We start from the raw sequence: 15932 nt of genomic DNA on the forward strand, positions 1-15932 counted from the left end.
GACCAGTCAATCTTGAACTGTCTAGCTGTGACGGGTGAATTCCGGAACGGTAGGGTGAGGCCATGAGCCTGCCCCACGCCCTCCTCGGGCTCCTCTCCGAACAGCCCGCCAGCGGATACGACCTGCTCAAGCGGTTCGAAGCGGGGCTGTCGATCGTGTGGCCCGCACAGAAGAGCCAGGTCTACGGCGAGCTGGCCAAGCTCAACAAGAACGGTCTGATCGAGATCACCGGGACCGGCGCCCGCCAACGCCGCGAGTACGGCATCACCGACGCCGGGCGCGCGGAACTGCGACGCTGGCTCACCGAGCCCGACATCGACCTCGCCTTCCGCAGCGCCGCGCTGCTTCGCGTCTTCTTCCTGTGGACCCTCACCCGCAGCGAAGGCACCGCGTACCTGGAGAAGTTCGCCGGCCACAACCGTGAGCGACTCGCGGCGCTGGAGGCCATCCGCGACAACGCGGAGTGGGTGGGGGACCCCGTTCAAATCTGCGGCTGGCTCATGCTCGAATACGGCCTACGGGGTTCCGAGACCGCCGAGCAGTGGGCCCACTGGGCCGCCGAACAGCTCACCGAGCACCTGAAAGCCTGACACGCACCCCGCATGGCTCCACACCGGAGCGGGTTGTAGGACAGGGCGCCGACGTGGCCGGGGTCGCTGGCTGCCGCGTCGAGAGCGGCGATCACAGAATTCCGCCCCGGGCCGGGCTCCCAGCCTCAGCCGTTCCCCGCGGTACGTCCAGGCCATGGGCGAACGTCGTGCGTATCCGAGTGATCTGTCAGATGCCCGCTGGGAGTTGGTCGAGCCGGTCCGGAGTGCCTGGCAGGCCGAGCGGCGCAGGTATGCGCTGAACATCGGCTGCCCGCCCGAGCACGACCTGCGCGAAGTCATGAATGCGATCTTGCACGTGGACCGCACCGGGGTGCAGTGGCGCTACCTGCCGCACGATTTTCCGCCCTGGGAGACGGTGTACGGCTGCTTCGCCAAGTGGCAGAAGGACGGTGTCTTCGCCCAGCTCACCGGCGTGCTGCGCAGGCTGTCACGGCAGCAGGAGGGCAAGCACGCGGAGCCGTCCGCGTGCGTGATCGAGCGCAGAGCGTGAAGAATCGACCAGGTTGCTGCCGCCCATCCCTCGATCCGCAAAGTGGACGGCGGCCACCGCCGGCACCTCGTCGAGCACGCCGCCGCCCTCGGCATCGACATGGAAATCGTCCAACGCACCCCGGGGCCAGGGGGGTTCACCCCGCTGCCCAAGCGCTGGACCGTGGAGCGCACCTACGGGTGGCTGATGTTCCACCGCCGCCTGGCCCGCGCCTACGAGACCCTCCCAGCCCGCTCCGAAACCATGATCCCCCTCGTCATGACCGATCTGATGGCCCACCGCGTCACCGGTGAAGCCACCCTCTCCTCGCGCGACCCAACATCTGGGGGATCAAACACTCATTCCGGGATGAAACATCGAGAGAAAACGACCTCTGAGCTTAAGCTCAGGCGGCGACGGGCTGCTTGGAGTCACGGGCCGGTGCCGACGCTCCCGCGGCCTCCTTGGCGGAGCCCTCGGAGCTCTGCTTGCGCATGCCCTTCAGGATCACCACCAGGGCCGTGGAGACACAGACACCGGCCACGAGGGCGATCAGGTAGAGGAACGGGTTGCCGATCAGCGGGACCACGAAGATGCCGCCGTGCGGGGCGCGCAGCGTGGCGCCGAAGCCCATCGACAGACCGCCGGTGATCGCACCGCCGATCATGGAGGAGGGGATGACGCGCAGCGGGTCGGCCGCCGCGAACGGGATGGCGCCCTCGGAGATGAAGGAGGCGCCGAGCACCCAGGCGGCCTTGCCGTTCTCGCGCTCGGCCTGCGTGAAGAGCTTGCCCCGCAGAGTAGTGGCCAGCGCCATCGCCAGGGGCGGGACCATACCGGCGGCCATCACCGCGGCCATGATCTTCATCGCGGAGTCGCTCGGGTTGGAGACCGCGATACCGGCGGTGGCGAAGGTGTACGCGACCTTGTTGACCGGACCGCCGAGGTCGAAGCACATCATCAGGCCGAGCAGCGCGCCGAGCACGATGGCGTTGGTGCCGGACAGGCCGTTCAGCCAGCCGGTGAGGCCCTTCTGCGCGGCGGCGATGGGCTTGCCGATGACGACGAACATCAGGAATCCGACGATCGCCGAGGAGATGAGCGGTATCACCACCACCGGCATGATGCCGCGCAGCGCCTGAGGGATGTCGATCCTCTGGATCGCCATCACCACGCCGCCGGCGAGGAGACCGGCCACCAGGCCGCCGAGGAAGCCGGCGTTGATGGTGAGGGCGATCGAGCCGCCGACGAAGCCGGGCACCAGACCGGGGCGGTCCGCCATGCCGTAGGCGATGTAGCCGGCCAGGACCGGGACGAGGAAGCCGAAGGACACGGCACCGATCTGGAAGAGCAGCGCGGCCCAGCTGTCACCCTGGGTCCACACGAAGTGGTCCATGACCGACGGCGCCTTGTTTATCTTGTAGCCGCCGATCGCGAAGCCGAGGGCGATCAGCAGACCGCCCGCGGCGACGAACGGGACCATGTAGCTCACGCCGGACATCAGCCACTTGCGGAGCTTGGTGCCGTACCCCTCACTCGAGTCACCGGTCCGCTCCACCGGAGTCGGCGCGGAACCGGACGTCACCTCACCGCGTGCCGCCTTCGCGCGCACCTCGGCGATCAGCTCGGCGGGCCGGTTGATGCCCGCCTTCACGCCGACATCGACGGTCGGCTTGCCGGCGAAGCGGTCCTTCTCGCGCACGGGCACGTCATGGGCGAAGATCACGGCGTCCGCCGCCGCGATGACGGCCGGGTCGAGCCGGGTGAAGCCGGCCGAGCCCTGCGTCTCGACGACGAGTTCGACCCCCGCCTCGCGGCCCGCGGTCTCCAGCGACTCGGCGGCCATGTACGTGTGTGCGATACCGGTCGGGCAGGAGGTGACGGCGACGACACGGAACGGGCGCTCGGCCGCCGCCTCGTCGGCCGCCTCGGCAGAGGCCCCGGAAGCGGGCTCCCCGGCCGCCGCGGGGGCCTCGTCCGCCGCCGGGGCCTCGTCCGCCGCCGGGGCCCGGTCCGCCGCCGCGGCCCGGTCCGCCGCCGGGGCCTCGTCGCCGCGGATGAGGGCGGCCGCGGCCGCCGCGTCCTTCACGGACCGCAGCGCGGACGTGAACTCGGTGTTCATCAGCTGACGGGCCAGCGAGGACAGGATGGTCAGGTGCGCGTCGTCCGCGCCCGCCGGGGCGGCGATCAGGAAGACCAGGTCGGCAGGGCCGTCCGCGGCACCGAAGTCGATGCCCCGGGCGCTGCGCCCGAAGGCGAGGGTCGGCTCGGTGACGTGCTCGCTGCGACAGTGCGGGATGCCGATGCCGCCGTCGAGGCCGGTCGGCATCTGTGCCTCGCGGGCCGCCACGTCGGCCAGGTAGCCCTCCAGGTCCGTCACCCGGCCCTGGGCCACCATTCGCCGGGCGAGGGCACGGGCCGCCGCTTCCTTGGTGTCGGCGGACAGGTCGAGGTCGACCAGGTCCGCGGTGATCATCTCGCTCATCGCGGGCTCCTTCGCGCGCATATCGCCCGGGGGTTGTCGTGGGCGCGGGTGGGGACGGGGGTGAGGTGAGGTGCTCCAGGCAGACAGGGAGCGGCTTGAGCGGCTTCTGGGCCGGGGAAACCCCGCTTCCCGGCGGCCGCGGCGGAATCGGTCGCCTTCTGCCGGTTCGGGTGTGCGCTCATGAGCCGGGCTCCGTCAGCGCGCGGTCCACGGGTACCTCCGACATGACGGTCACAGCGGAGAGGTCGAGGTCGGCGGGGGTCGGCATCACACTGCCGGGCAGCTGCACCGCCGCGGCGCCATGGGCGACGGCCGAGGCCAGGGCCTCCGGGCCGCTGCCGCCCGCGATCAGGAATCCGGCGAGGGAGGAGTCACCGGCTCCGACGTCGGAGCGTACGGCATCGACGCGGGCGCTGCCGAACCATGTGCCGGCGGCGTCCACGAGCAGCTGACCGGCCGCGCCGAGGCTCGCCAGCACGGCACCCGCGCCCATCGCACGCAGTTCCTCGGCCGCCTTGGCCGCGTCGCCCACGGTGGCGAGGGGGCGCCCGACGGCCTCCGCGAGTTCCTCGGCGTTCGGCTTCACCACGTCCGGGTGCTCGCGGAGGGCCGCGAGCAGCGCGGGGCCGGAGGTGTCGAGCGCGATCCGGGCGCCCGCGGCGTGGGCACGGGCGACCAGGTCGGCGTACCAGGACGGGGCCAGGCCGCGCGGGAGGCTGCCGCAGCAGGTGATCCAGGTGGTGTCGTTCGCCCGGTACTGCGCGCGGACCGTCTCCAGGAGGAGTTCGGCCTCGGCGGGGGACAGCTCCGGCCCTGGTGCGTTGATCTTGGTGAGGGTGCCGTCGGGTTCGGCCACCGCGATGTTGGAGCGGGTGGCTCCGGCGATCGGGACCGGTGCGACGTCGATGCCCTGGGTGTGCAGCAGGTCGGCGACGAGTGCGCCCGGCGCACCGCCGAGCGGCAGGACGGCCACCGTGCGCTGTCCGGCCGCCGCGGCCGCGCGTGAGACGTTCACGCCCTTGCCGCCCGGATCCACCTGTTCGCCGGTGGCCCGGATGACCTCGCCGCGATCCAGGGAGCGGACCTCGTAGGTGCGGTCGAGGGAAGGGTTCGGGGTGACCGTGAGAATCATGCGCGTACTACTTCCGTGCCGCCGCGCTCGATGGCGGTGGCGTCCTCGGGGCTCAACCCGCTGTCGGTGATCAGCAGGTCCACATCGCCGAGGTCGCCGAACCGGGCGAAGTGCTCCTGGCCGTGCTTGGAGGAGTCGGCGAGCAGCACCACCCGGCGCGCGGCGCGGATCGCCGCCCGCTTGACGGCGGCCTCGGCGAGGTCGGGCGTGGTCAGTCCGTGGTCGGCGGAGAAGCCGTTGGCGGCGACGAACAGGACGTCGGCGCGTATCTCCGCGTAGGCGCGCAGCGCCCAGGCGTCCACGGCGGCACGCGTACGGTGCCGGACGCGCCCGCCGACCAGATGGAGCTGGATGCCGGGGTGGTCCGCGAGGCGCGCGGCGGTGGGCAGGCTGTGGGTGACGACGGTGAGCCGCGCGTCCAGCGGGATCGCCCCCGCCAGCCGGGCGACCGTCGAACCGGCGTCGAGGATCATCGTGCCCTCGCTCGGCAGCTCCGCGAGGGCCGCCTTGGCGATCCGGTCCTTCTCGTCGGCCGCCGTGGACTCCCGCTCGGCGAGATCCGGCTCGAAGTCCAGGCGCCCGGCGGGGATGGCGCCGCCGTGCACCCGGCGTAGCAGGCCCGCGCGGTCGAGGGCCTTGAGGTCGCGGCGGATCGTCTCGGCCGTGACCTGGAACTCCTCGGCCAGCGAGACGACATCGACCCGGCCGCCGTCACGGGCGAGCCGCAGGATCTCCTGCTGCCGCTCCGGAGCGTACATGCCCGATTACCCCCGCCTCATGCCCGAACGTGTGGTTTCAGTCGCAGACTACGTCCGAATGTCCGGAAAGTAAACAGCTTGGAGCTACGGAACGGACACGACCGGGCATCGGTGAGGCTGAGCGGCGCCCCGGTTCGGCTACCGGGTCGCCCCGGCCGGTCGTACCTCGTCCGCGGAAAGCAGCTGATCGCCCGCGCCGTTCCCGGTGCCGCTCCCGGGGAGCTCCGCACCCTCCACGTGCTGTGCCGGCCGCTTGGGCAGGGCGAACATCAGCAGGAAGATCACCAGCATCACCGCCGCCACCCAGCCGAGGGCGTGCTGGAAGGCGTGGACGAAGGCCGGGCCCACCTGGGCAGGGGACAGCCGGTCGTCGATCTCGCCGAAGAAGACCACCGACACGAGCCCGAGTCCCAGCGCGTTGCCCATCTGCTGGACGGTGTTGATCAGGCCGGACGCCGAACCGGCGTGCTCGCGGGGCACCTCGGACAGGATGGCGTCCGTCAGCGGGGCGACGACCAGCCCCATACCCGCCCCCATGACCACCAGCGGCAGCGCCATCTGCCAGGAGGCGATCGACTGGCCGTACCGGTGGGCCTCCGCCACGTAGAGGAGCACGCCCACCGCCAGCACCAGCGCGCCCGCCTGCAGCACCCTGCGGCCGAAGCGCGGGACCAGCTTCTGCACCGACATCCCGGCCGCCATGGAGACCGCGACCGAGAACGGCACGCCCGTCAGTCCCGCCCGCAGCGCGCTCCAGCCGAGACCGACCTGCATGTACAGCGTCCAGACCAGGAAGAAGATGCCGAGCCCGACCCCGAGCACCGTCTGCACCGCGATACCCGCCGCGAAGCTCTTCACCCGGAACAGGGACAGCTCGACCAGCGGGGAACCGTCGCGCGCGGCCTTCCGCCTCTCGTACGCCACCAGCGCCCCGAAGACGACGAGGGCGCCCGCCATCGACGCATACCCCCACAGCGGCCAGCCCAGCTCCCGGCCGCGGGTGAGCGGGTAGAGCAGCATCAGCAGGCCCAGCGTGACGAGGGCGACGCCGACGAGGTCGAGGCGCAGGGCCCGCGGAGCCCTGGACTCGGTGATGAAACGCCGGCCCAGGAGGTACGCGGCGACGCCGACCGGCAGGTTGATCAGGAAGATGGGCCGCCACTGAAGCCCGAACAGGTTCCACTCGGTCAGCAGCGCTCCGAGCAGCGGCCCGGAGACGGCACCCAGCCCCACGATCGCGCCGAACAGGCCGAAGACCTTGCCCCGCTCGTGCGCCGGGAAGGTGGCGTGCACGATCGACAGCACCTGCGGCACCATCATCGCGGCCATCGCGCCCTGCAGGATGCGGGAGGCGACGAGCATCTCCGGGTTCGCGGCGAAGCCGCACAGCGCCGAGGCGAGCGTGAAGCCGCCGATGCCGATCAGGAAGAGCCGTTTGCGGCCGTGGATGTCGCCCAGGCGGCCGCCGGTGATGAGTCCGGCGGCGAAGGCGAGCGCGTATCCGGCGGTGATCCACTGGATCTGGCTGAAGGAAGCGCCCGCGTCCCGCTGGATGGAGGGGATGGCGATGTTGACGATCGTGACGTCGACGAGGTCCATGAAGGCCGCGGTCATCACGATCGCGAGCGCGAACCAGCGACGGCGGTCGCCGCTCACGCCCGCGACCGGCGTGGCAGAGCCGAGGGTGTTCTCCGGGGAGGTCATGCCCCGAGGCTAGGGGGCCATTAGGCCGGATCCCGTCCTATTTCCGCGGCATCCTCGATCCCATGACGACGGACGCTCCGGCCCGGATCCTGCAGTTGCTCTCCCTGCTCCAGACCCCGCGCGAGTGGCCCGGCGGCGAGCTGGCCGACCGGCTCGGGGTGTCGCGGCGCACCGTCCGGCGGGACATCGACCGGCTGCGCGAGCTGGGCTACCCGGTACAGGCGACCAAGGGGGCCGACGGCGGGTACCGGCTGGTCGCCGGGACGGCCATGCCGCCGCTGGTCCTCGATGACGAGGAGGCCGTGGCCATCGCCGTCGGGCTGCGCGCGGGCGCCGGGCACGCGGTCGAGGGCGTGGAGGAGGCGTCCGTACGGGCGCTGGCCAAGCTCGAACAGGTGCTGCCGAGTCGGCTGCGCCACCGCGTCGCCACGCTGCAGGCCGCCACCACACCTCTGACCAGCGGGGACGGGGCGAGCATCGCGCCGGAGACACTGACCGTCATCGCCTCGGCGATCGCGGGCCGGGAGCGGCTGCGGTTCGTGTACCGCTCCGGGGACGGCACGTTGTCGCGGCGCCTGGCGGAACCGTACCGGCTGGTGTCGACGGGACGCCGCTGGTACCTGGTCGCCCATGACCTTCAGCGCGAGGACTGGCGGACGTTCCGCGTCGACCGGGTCGCCGAGCCGTTCGCGACGGGCGCCCGGTTCACGCCGCGGGAGCTGCCGGCGGGGAGCGCGGCGGAGTATCTGCGGCAGTCGGTGTACGGGCGGCAGGAGACCTACGAGTTCGAGGCGACCTTCGCCGCCCCCGTCGACTTCGTCGCGGCCCGCGTACCCGGATGGATCGGCACGCCGGAGCCGCTGGACGAGCACAGCTGCCGGCTGCGGGGGACGTCGAGCGACTCGGTGGAGTGGCTGGCGGTACGGCTCGCGCTGGTCGACTGCGAGTTCACGGTGCACCGCCCGGCCGACCTCGTCGCCTCGGTACGGGACCTGGGGGCGCGGCTGAGCCGGGCGGCGGGGTGAGGGCGGCGGAGGCATCGGGACGGCCCCGGTCCACCGGTGGGCCCCGGTGAAGTGGGTGGCCTTGTGCCGCTGTGGCAGAATCTGCCAATCGGGCCGCCCCGGGGTTCAGGTCCGGGGCGACCCGTTGACATGCCCCTGCCGTGACATCCGGCCGGACGAAAAGCCGGGGCCCGGCGCCAGGGGGAGTGGCGCCGGGGCCCGGCCCGGGGAGGAGTCCCGACACCGGGGGGAGTGCGTCGGGACGCGGCTCCGTGGACGCGGGGACCGTGACCGTGCGGTCGCGGGACCCGGAGGTCTTGTGCCCGGACCCGCGTGTTCGATGCCGGGCAACCGCTTGCGGGGCATCCGTCCTGCGCCCGGGACCCGCGTGTTCGATGCGGGCCCCCACGGCCCTTACGCAGCCGCGTCGAAGCCGGTCTGGCGGGCCAGCTTCTTCAGCTCCAGCAGGGCGTGCTTCTCGATCTGGCGGATGCGCTCGCGGGTCAGGCCGTGCTCCTTGCCGACCTCCGTCAGCGTGCGCTCCCTGCCGTCCTCGATGCCGTACCGCATCTTGATGATCGAGGCCGTGCGGTCGTCGAGCCGGCCGATCAGGTCGTCCAGCTCCTCGCTGCGCAGCAGCGTGAGCACCGACTGCTCCGGCGACACCGCCGAGGTGTCCTCGAGCAGGTCGCCGAACTGGGTCTCGCCCTCGTCGTCCACCGACATGTTCAGCGAGACCGGGTCACGGGCCCAGTCGAGGACGTCGCTGATGCGCTCCGCCGTGGAGTCCAGCTCGCCCGCGATCTCGGCGGGCTCGGGGTCCCGGCCGTTCTCGCGGTTGAACTCGCGCTGGACGCGCCGGATACGGCCGAGCTCCTCGACCAGGTGGACGGGCAGCCGGATGGTGCGCGACTGGTCGGCTATCGACCGCGTGATGGCCTGGCGGATCCACCAGGTGGCGTAGGTGGAGAACTTGAAGCCCTTGCGGTAGTCGAACTTCTCGACGGCGCGTACCAGGCCCGCGTTCCCCTCCTGGATCAGGTCGAGCAGCGGCAGGCCGCTGCGCGGGTAGCGGCGCGCGACGGCGACGACCAGACGGAGGTTGGAGCGGATGAAGACGTCCTTGGCCCGCTCCCCGTCGTCGATCAGGGCCTGGAGCTCCTCACGGGTGGCATCCGCCTTGGCCTCCTCCTCGCCGTCGAGGATCTGCCGTGCGAACACGCCCGCCTCGATGATCTGGGAGAGCTCGACTTCCTTGGCGGCGTCGAGCAGGGGCGTACGCGCGATCTCGTCGAGGTACATGCCGACCAGGTCACGGTCGGCGATGTCTCCGCCCTGGGCGCGAACACTGCTTGCCGCGGCGTCGATGGTTTCGCCCTCGGCGGCCTGGCGACGGGCGACGGCACGGGTTGCCATGCGTGCTCCCTTGCGATGGTGGGCTAGCGGATGGTCTGGTAACGATTCGGCCACCCTTCCGGGTGCCCGGCATCCGAAGGAAACAACGACTGGAATCCGGACAGAATTCCCAACCCGCCCCTCATTTTTTCTGATCATGCAGTACCCTGTCCGACCACGCAGGGAGGCCAGATGACTTCAGAGCGTGCCGAGGTACGCGTCAGGCCGGGAGTCGAGGGTGACCTCGAAGCCCTCACCGACATCTACAACCACTACGTGCGCGAGACGCCCATCACCTTCGACACCGCGGTCTTCACCACGCAGGAGCGACACCCCTGGCTGCTCTCCCACCCTGAAGACGGACCGCACCGGCTGATGGTTGCCACGGACGCGGACACACAGGAAGTCCTGGGTTACGCGACCTCGAGCGCCTTCCGTCCGAAGCCGGCGTACGCGACCTCCGTGGAGGTCACGATCTACCTCGCGCCCCACGCGACGGGCCGCGGTCTCGGCACCCACCTGTACAAGGCGCTCTTCGAGGCCCTCGCCGGCGAGGACGTGCACCGGGCCTACGCGGGCATCGCCCAGCCCAACGACTCCTCCGTCCGCCTGCACGAACGCTTCGGCTTCCGCCACGTCGGCACCTACCGGGAGGTGGGCCGCAAGTTCGGCCGGTACTGGGACGTGGCCTGGTACGAGAAGGAGCTGTAGCCCCCGGCCGCGGGTCGGCTCAGCCGAACTGCACCGACCGCTTCGCCATTCCCATCCAGAAGCCGTCGATCACGGACTTCTGGGCGTCGAGCTCACCACCGGCCTCCGCCGCGCCCATGGTCACGAACAGCGGGGCGAAGTGCTCGGTGCGCGGGTGGGCGTACCGGCCGGCCGGGGCCTTGTCCAGGAAGTCCAGCAGGGCGTCCCAGTCGCGGGCCGCCAGGGCGCGGCGGCCCCAGTCGTCGAACTCCGAGGACCAGGTGGGCACTCCGCCGCCCGTGTGCCGCAGGGCGGCCAGGTTGTGGGTGAAGAAGCCCGAGCCGACGATCAGGACGCCCTCGTCGCGCAGCGGGGCCAGCTTGCGGCCGATCTCCATCAGCTTCACCGGGTCCAGGGTCGGCATGGAGATCTGCAGGACCGGGATGTCGGCCTCGGGGAACATCTCGACGAGCGGGACGTACGCGCCGTGGTCCAGGCCGCGGTCCGGGATGTCCTGGACGGGGGTACCGGGAGCGCGCAGCAGCTTGCGGACGGCATCGGCGAGCCGCGGGGCGCCAGGGGCCTCGTACCGCACCCGGTAGTAGTGCTCGGGGAAGCCCCAGAAATCGTAGACCAGCGGGACGGTGCGCATGGCGCCGAGGGCGAGCGGGGCCTCCTCCCAGTGGGCGGAGACCATCAGGATCGCCTTGGGGCACGGCAGGTCGGCGGACCAGGCGGCGAGCTGGCCGGGCCAGACCGGGTCGTCGGCCAGCGGCGGCGCACCATGGCTCAGGTAGAGGGCGGGCATACGCCGGGGCGCGGTGCGCTCCTCGATCGCGGCGGACATGGCGGCGGCTCCCTTCATACGGCAACGGTGCGACGCACCCCTGAAGCACTGTGTACTTGAAAACTCAAGCACTCATCGACGAGATTACGCCTCACTTGTTTAAAGTTCAAGAAGACGGCTCGTACAGTGGTGTACATGAAGACGGCACCCGCTGATGACACCCGCTGGCTCACCGACGAGGAGCAGCACATCTGGCGTGCGTACATGCACGCAGTCACCCTTCTCGAGGACCACCTCGACCGCCAGCTGCAGCGCGACGCGGGCATGCCGCACGTCTACTACGGGCTGCTCGTCCAGCTGGCCGAGGCGCCGCGGCGGAGGCTGCGGATGACCGAGCTGGCCATGCGGGCGAAGATCACTCGCTCCCGGCTCTCGCACGCCGTCGCGCGCCTGGAGAAGAACGGCTGGGTCCGGCGTGAGGACTGTCCCTCCGACAAGCGGGGGCAGCTCGCGGTCCTCACGGACGACGGGTACGAGGTGCTGGCGCGCACCGCGCCGGGGCACGTGGCGGCCGTGCGCCAGGCCCTGTTCGACCGGCTCACCCCCGAACAGCAGAGGTCCCTCGGCGAGATGATGTCGATCATCGCGGAGGGACTCCAGCCCAAGGACGCGGGGGCGGACCTGCCCTGGCTCCGCTGAGCTCCGCCGAGTTCCGCCGAGACAGGTCCGCCCCGGCCCCGCCGGATCGGCGGAGCCGGGGCGGACCCCTTCAGGCGTACGGGCGAGACGTCCCCTTCCTCGTCCGCACGTACCGGCTCGGTTCTCTGCGGACACCCCTGTGCAGGCGCCTCAGTGGGCGACCACCGGGACCTGCACCTCGTCCTCGGTGCCCTCGCCCGCGCCCTGGCCGGAGACCGACGCCGTACCCGGGCGGCCGGCGTTCACGAAGGTCAGGGCGATCACGGAGGCGAGGACCAGGATGCCGACGGCGAACCAGACCGCGGCGGTGTAGCCGTGCACCATGCCCTCCAGCTGGACCAGCTGCTGCTGGGGCCGGGCGGTGGCGGAGGCGATGTGGTCCTTGATGTACGAGGTCGTCGCGGACGCGGCGATGGTGTTCAGCAGGGCCGTGCCGATCGCGCCGCCCACCTGCTGCGAGGTGTTGACCATCGCGGAGGCGACACCGGCGTCCCGGGGCTCGACGCCCTGGGTGGCCAGGGACATGGCGGGCATGAACGCCGTACCCATGCCGAGACCGAGCAGCACCATCGAGGGCAGGACCGTCGAGGCGTACGACGAGCCGATCTCCAGCTGGGTCAGCAGGAACATGCCGGCCGCGGCGACCAGGAAGCCGGGGCTCATCAGCGCCCGGGCCGGGACCCGGGTCATCAGACGGGTGCCGATCTGGGTCGAGCCGGTCATCATGCCCGCGATCATCGGCAGGAACGCGAAGCCGGTCTTGATCGGCGAGTACCCCTTGACGACCTGGAGGTAGTAGGTCAGGAAGAGGAAGGTGCCGAACATCGCGATGATGGCGATGCCGAGCGAGAGATACACACCGCCGCGGTTCCGGTCGGTCACCACGCGCAGCGGGAGCAGCGGCGCCCTGGTCTTCGCCTCGGTGACGACGAAGGCGACCAGCAGTACCGCCGAGGCGACGAACAGGGAGACGGTCGTCGAGTCGCCCCAGCCGTCGGACTCGGCACGGGTGAAGCCGTAGACCAGCGAGACCAGACCGAGGGTGGACAGCAGGACACCCGGGATGTCGAGCGGGTTGCGGTTGCGGCCGCCCTCCGGCTCCCGGATGACGAAGTACGCACCCAGCGCGGCGACCGCGGCGAACGGGATGTTCACGAAGAACGTCCAGCGCCAGTCCAGGTACTCGGTGAGCACGCCGCCGAGGATGAAGCCGACGGCGCCGCCGCCGCCGGCGATCGCGCCGTAGATGCCGAAGGCCTTGGCGCGCTCCTTGGCGTCCGTGAACATCACGGCGAGCAGGGAGAGCGCGGCGGGGGCGAGCATGGCGCCGAAGACGCCCTGCAGGGCGCGGGCGCCGAACATCATCGCGCCGGTGGTGGCCGCCCCGCCGAGCGCGGAGGCGGCGGCGAAGCCGGTCAGACCGATGACGAAGGCACGCTTGCGGCCCCACAGGTCGGCTATGCGGCCGCCGAAGAGCAGCAGCCCGCCGAAGGCGAGCGCGTAGGCCGTGACGACCCACTGGCGGTTGCCGTCCGAGATGCCAAGGTCCTGCTGGGCGGAGGGCAGGGCGATGTTCACGATGGTCGCGTCGAGGACGACCATCAGCTGGGCGAGCGCGATGAAGACGAGCGCCCTCCAGCGGTTGGCGTCGGGGACGCCAGGGGCCGTTGAGGCTGTTTCAGACATGAGGGTACCCACTCCGGGACGTCGTAGAGAGAAGCAGAGGGAAGCAGAGGGAAGCAGAGGGAAAAGGTGTCGGACGTGACGGCTCGTCATCGTTGACGGCCGGAAGCTGTGCTGTGAGGGATGACTTGCGCGGAGCGCGGAACTGATCGGTACCGGCTGCTCCGGATGGCTCAGGACTGGCGCAGCTCCTCCACGGTCACGGCCGTGCCCGGCAGGGTCGAGCGGGCTGGAGCCCGCAGTCCGTCCAGGAACAGCTGAAGATGGCGGTGGACGAAGCGGTCGGCGTTGAAGCACACGGTGCCGGCCGGGGGCCGGCTGAGCTGGGCCACGGCGACCATCAGGTCGCCGACGCCCACGTCGGGGCGGAGGGTGCCGGCCGCCCTGGCGCGGTCCATGAGCTCCTCGATGAGTCGCTCGACGCGCCGACGGGCGGCTTCCAGGTCCGGGTGGTGCTTGTCGAATGTGCCGGAGAGCATCGGGCACAGCGCGCTGACCCGCTCGTCGGCGGCGGCGTGTGTGAATCGCTCCAGCGCCTCGAAGGGGTCGGTCTCCTCGGCGAGCGCCTGTTCGGCGGCCTCGGAGGTGCGGTCCATGACCGAGCAGACGACCTCGCGGACGAGTGCGTCGCGGTCGGGGAAGTTGCGGTACACCGTGGCGTTGCCGACGCCGGCCCGGCGGGCGATCTCGTCGAACGGCACGTCGGGGCCGAACTCGACGAACATCTCCTGGGCGGCGGTGACGATCCGCTCCCGGTTGCGCAGGGCATCGGCCCGCGGCCGGGACGCCCGTCGCTGCAAGGGAGTGGCGGTCGGCACGGTGTACTCCTCGGGGTCTGGGTGGATCGCGATCCGGGGAGTCAGTCCCCGTTTCGCTCGGACACACGTCTAAACGGGGAATCGGTCCCCGGTTATTTCCCCGCCCCGGCGCAATGTGCTGTGACCTGAGTCACATCCAGCCCGAGTCGCGGCCCGCCCGCCGGCCCCCACGCCTCCCGCCCCGCCCTCACCCGTCCCCCGCCTCCTTCCACACCTCCCCGCCCCCGCCCTCACCCATCCCCCGCTCCCCCACCCCTCGTTCGGCCTCGCTCAGCGCGCGCCTCCCGCACCCCCGGAACAGGGTGATCGCAAGGGTGCAGCCGGTAAGGCGCGGCTGCCGTGGAGCGAAGGGCCCCCGCATGCAGCCGTCCCGCCGCCGGATACGCCCGCGTCGCGCGGTCTCGCTCGCCTCGGTCACGGTCCTGACGCTGGCGGTCTCCACCTCCGCCGGCACGGCACCCCTGACGGCGGGTTCCGCGACGGCGGGCCCCATAGCCCCGGCCCGCTCCTCGACGCTGCGCCCCTGCATGCTCCACGGTCACAACCGGGTGCTGATGCCGGAGAGCGTGCCCACCCCCACCGGCTACGCCCGCTCCACCGGCACCGTCCACGCCCTGAACCTGATGATCGACTTCTCCGACGCCCCCGGCCGGGGCAGCCCGCTCGACCGGCTCGCGGAGTTCTTCCCGAAGACCCGCCAGTGGTTCACCATCAGCTCCTACGGCCGCCTCGACTACCGCCCCGAGGCCCCGATACGTCACTGGCTGCGCATGCCCAAGCCGTTCAGGGCGTACGGGATACAGCGCGGCGCGCCCTTCGACCCCGGCTACCGCGAACTGCTGCAGGACATCGTGACCGCCGCCGACGCCGAGGTCGACTTCCGCCACTACGACCTGGTGAACGTACTCGTCACCCCGAACGCCGGTCCCTCCGCCCTGGACACCGTCCTGTCGGTGACGTTCGCCGGCAACACCGAGGCCCCGGTCGCCGACGGTGTCCCCGTCTCCAACGCCTCCTTCATCTACAGCCGCCAGGACGACGGCTCCGGCTCCTACCCGCAGACCGGCTTCCGGGTGCTGCCCCACGAGAACGGCCACGTCTTCGGCCTGCCCGACCTCTACACCCAGGAGGGCGGCACCGCCGTCGGGCACTGGGACATCATGAGCGAGGACTGGGGCGCCGACAACGACATGCTCGCCTGGCACAAGTGGAAGCTCGGCTGGCTCGACGACTCGCAGATCGCCTGTGTGACCGCACACGGCACCGGCGCCTACACGCTGACGCCGCTGGCCCGCGCCGGCGGCCGCAAACTGATCTTCCTGCCGATCAGCCCCCGCGCGGGCTACGCCCTGGAGCTGCGCACCCACGAGGGCAACGACGCGGCGGTGTGCCGGCCCGGCATCCTCGTCTACCGCGTCGACGCGGACGTCGACACCGGCAACGGCCCCATCCAGGTCTACGACTCCACACACGACAGCGGCGGCTGCACCCGCAGCCCGAACGTGCAGGCCGAGCTGTCCGACGCGCCGTTCGTGCCCGGACAGAGCTTCGCGGACCCCAAGGAGGGGATCGTCGTCACCGTCGAGGCGAAGCAGCCGTCCGGCGACTACAGGGTCCGGGTGACCCGCCGATGACGCACCCGCCGATGACGCACCCGGAGGTGCCCCACGGGAGGCATCCGGAGGTCAGGGCGCCGT

13 protein-coding genes and 1 pseudogene are annotated in these 15932 nt (G+C 71.2%); 6 read left to right on the forward strand and 8 right to left on the reverse strand.

The window, feature by feature from the left end; genetic code table 11:
* The first annotated feature begins 62 nt into the window (after nucleotides 1-62).
* Complete coding sequence (locus tag AC5WS8_RS34135; protein WP_496107398.1) at nucleotides 63-590, forward strand: PadR family transcriptional regulator; 528 nt, start codon at nucleotides 63-65, stop codon at nucleotides 588-590.
* 154 nt (nucleotides 591-744) lie between these two features.
* Nucleotides 745-1401 (forward strand): annotated as a pseudogene (locus AC5WS8_RS34140) (transposase); the annotation flags it as partial.
* An 85-nt stretch (nucleotides 1402-1486) separates the two neighbouring features.
* Here the strand turns inward: AC5WS8_RS34140 and AC5WS8_RS34145 are convergent.
* The 4 genes from AC5WS8_RS34145 to AC5WS8_RS34160 all read right to left on the reverse strand — a co-directional run bounded on the left by AC5WS8_RS34145 (nucleotide 1487) and on the right by AC5WS8_RS34160 (nucleotide 7159).
* Complete coding sequence (locus AC5WS8_RS34145; RefSeq protein WP_496107399.1) at nucleotides 1487-3565, reverse strand: PTS fructose transporter subunit IIABC; 2079 nt, start codon at nucleotides 3563-3565, stop codon at nucleotides 1487-1489.
* A gap of 178 nt (nucleotides 3566-3743) precedes the next feature.
* Nucleotides 3744-4697, reverse strand: a complete 954-nt coding sequence (gene pfkB / locus AC5WS8_RS34150; RefSeq protein ID WP_496107400.1) for a 1-phosphofructokinase — start codon at nucleotides 4695-4697, stop codon at nucleotides 3744-3746.
* Nucleotides 4694-5455 carry a DeoR/GlpR family DNA-binding transcription regulator gene (locus AC5WS8_RS34155; RefSeq protein ID WP_496107401.1) on the reverse strand — a complete coding sequence of 254 codons (762 nt, stop codon included), beginning with the start codon at nucleotides 5453-5455 and terminating at the stop codon, nucleotides 4694-4696. The genes pfkB and AC5WS8_RS34155 overlap by 4 nt, the downstream gene beginning before the upstream one ends.
* Nucleotides 5456-5593: 138 nt before the next feature.
* Nucleotides 5594-7159, reverse strand: coding sequence for an MFS transporter (locus AC5WS8_RS34160; protein ID WP_496107402.1), 1566 nt, complete (start codon nucleotides 7157-7159; stop codon nucleotides 5594-5596).
* A 62-nt stretch (nucleotides 7160-7221) separates the two neighbouring features.
* Here AC5WS8_RS34160 and AC5WS8_RS34165 point away from each other — a divergent pair, with 62 nt between their 5' ends.
* Nucleotides 7222-8184, forward strand: coding sequence for a helix-turn-helix transcriptional regulator (locus AC5WS8_RS34165; RefSeq protein ID WP_496107403.1), 963 nt, complete (start codon nucleotides 7222-7224; stop codon nucleotides 8182-8184).
* Between the two features lie 393 nt (nucleotides 8185-8577).
* Here AC5WS8_RS34165 and AC5WS8_RS34170 read toward each other — a convergent pair whose 3' ends face one another.
* Nucleotides 8578-9579 carry a sigma-70 family RNA polymerase sigma factor gene (locus AC5WS8_RS34170; protein WP_496107404.1) on the reverse strand — a complete coding sequence of 334 codons (1002 nt, stop codon included), beginning with the start codon at nucleotides 9577-9579 and terminating at the stop codon, nucleotides 8578-8580.
* Nucleotides 9580-9750: 171 nt separating this feature from the next.
* On the opposite strand from AC5WS8_RS34170, the gene AC5WS8_RS34175 reads away from it, so the two are divergent.
* Nucleotides 9751-10269, forward strand: coding sequence for a GNAT family N-acetyltransferase (locus tag AC5WS8_RS34175; protein WP_496107405.1), 519 nt, complete (start codon nucleotides 9751-9753; stop codon nucleotides 10267-10269).
* A gap of 19 nt (nucleotides 10270-10288) precedes the next feature.
* Here the strand turns inward: AC5WS8_RS34175 and AC5WS8_RS34180 are convergent, their stop codons facing one another.
* Entirely contained in the window at nucleotides 10289-11056 is a 768-nt protein-coding gene (locus AC5WS8_RS34180; protein ID WP_496107433.1) for a dioxygenase family protein, read from the reverse strand.
* A 174-nt stretch (nucleotides 11057-11230) separates the two neighbouring features.
* On the opposite strand from AC5WS8_RS34180, the gene AC5WS8_RS34185 reads away from it, so the two are divergent.
* Nucleotides 11231-11734 (forward strand): MarR family winged helix-turn-helix transcriptional regulator, encoded by a 504-nt coding sequence (locus tag AC5WS8_RS34185; protein WP_496107406.1) that lies wholly within the window; start codon nucleotides 11231-11233, stop codon nucleotides 11732-11734.
* A 150-nt stretch (nucleotides 11735-11884) separates the two neighbouring features.
* Here AC5WS8_RS34185 and AC5WS8_RS34190 read toward each other — a convergent pair whose 3' ends face one another.
* Nucleotides 11885-13420 carry an MFS transporter gene (locus tag AC5WS8_RS34190; RefSeq protein WP_496107407.1) on the reverse strand — a complete coding sequence of 512 codons (1536 nt, stop codon included), beginning with the start codon at nucleotides 13418-13420 and terminating at the stop codon, nucleotides 11885-11887.
* 170 nt (nucleotides 13421-13590) lie between these two features.
* Complete coding sequence (locus AC5WS8_RS34195; protein ID WP_496107408.1) at nucleotides 13591-14235, reverse strand: TetR/AcrR family transcriptional regulator; 645 nt, start codon at nucleotides 14233-14235, stop codon at nucleotides 13591-13593.
* Between the two features lie 359 nt (nucleotides 14236-14594).
* Here AC5WS8_RS34195 and AC5WS8_RS34200 point away from each other — a divergent pair, with 359 nt between their 5' ends.
* The gene (locus AC5WS8_RS34200) at nucleotides 14595-15869 is read left to right on the forward strand and encodes a M6 family metalloprotease domain-containing protein (protein ID WP_496107409.1); all 1275 of its coding nucleotides are present in this window, start codon (nucleotides 14595-14597) and stop codon (nucleotides 15867-15869) included.
* The last annotated feature ends 63 nt before the right edge of the window (nucleotides 15870-15932 follow it).

The organism is Streptomyces sp. PTL18 (assembly GCF_059510295.1).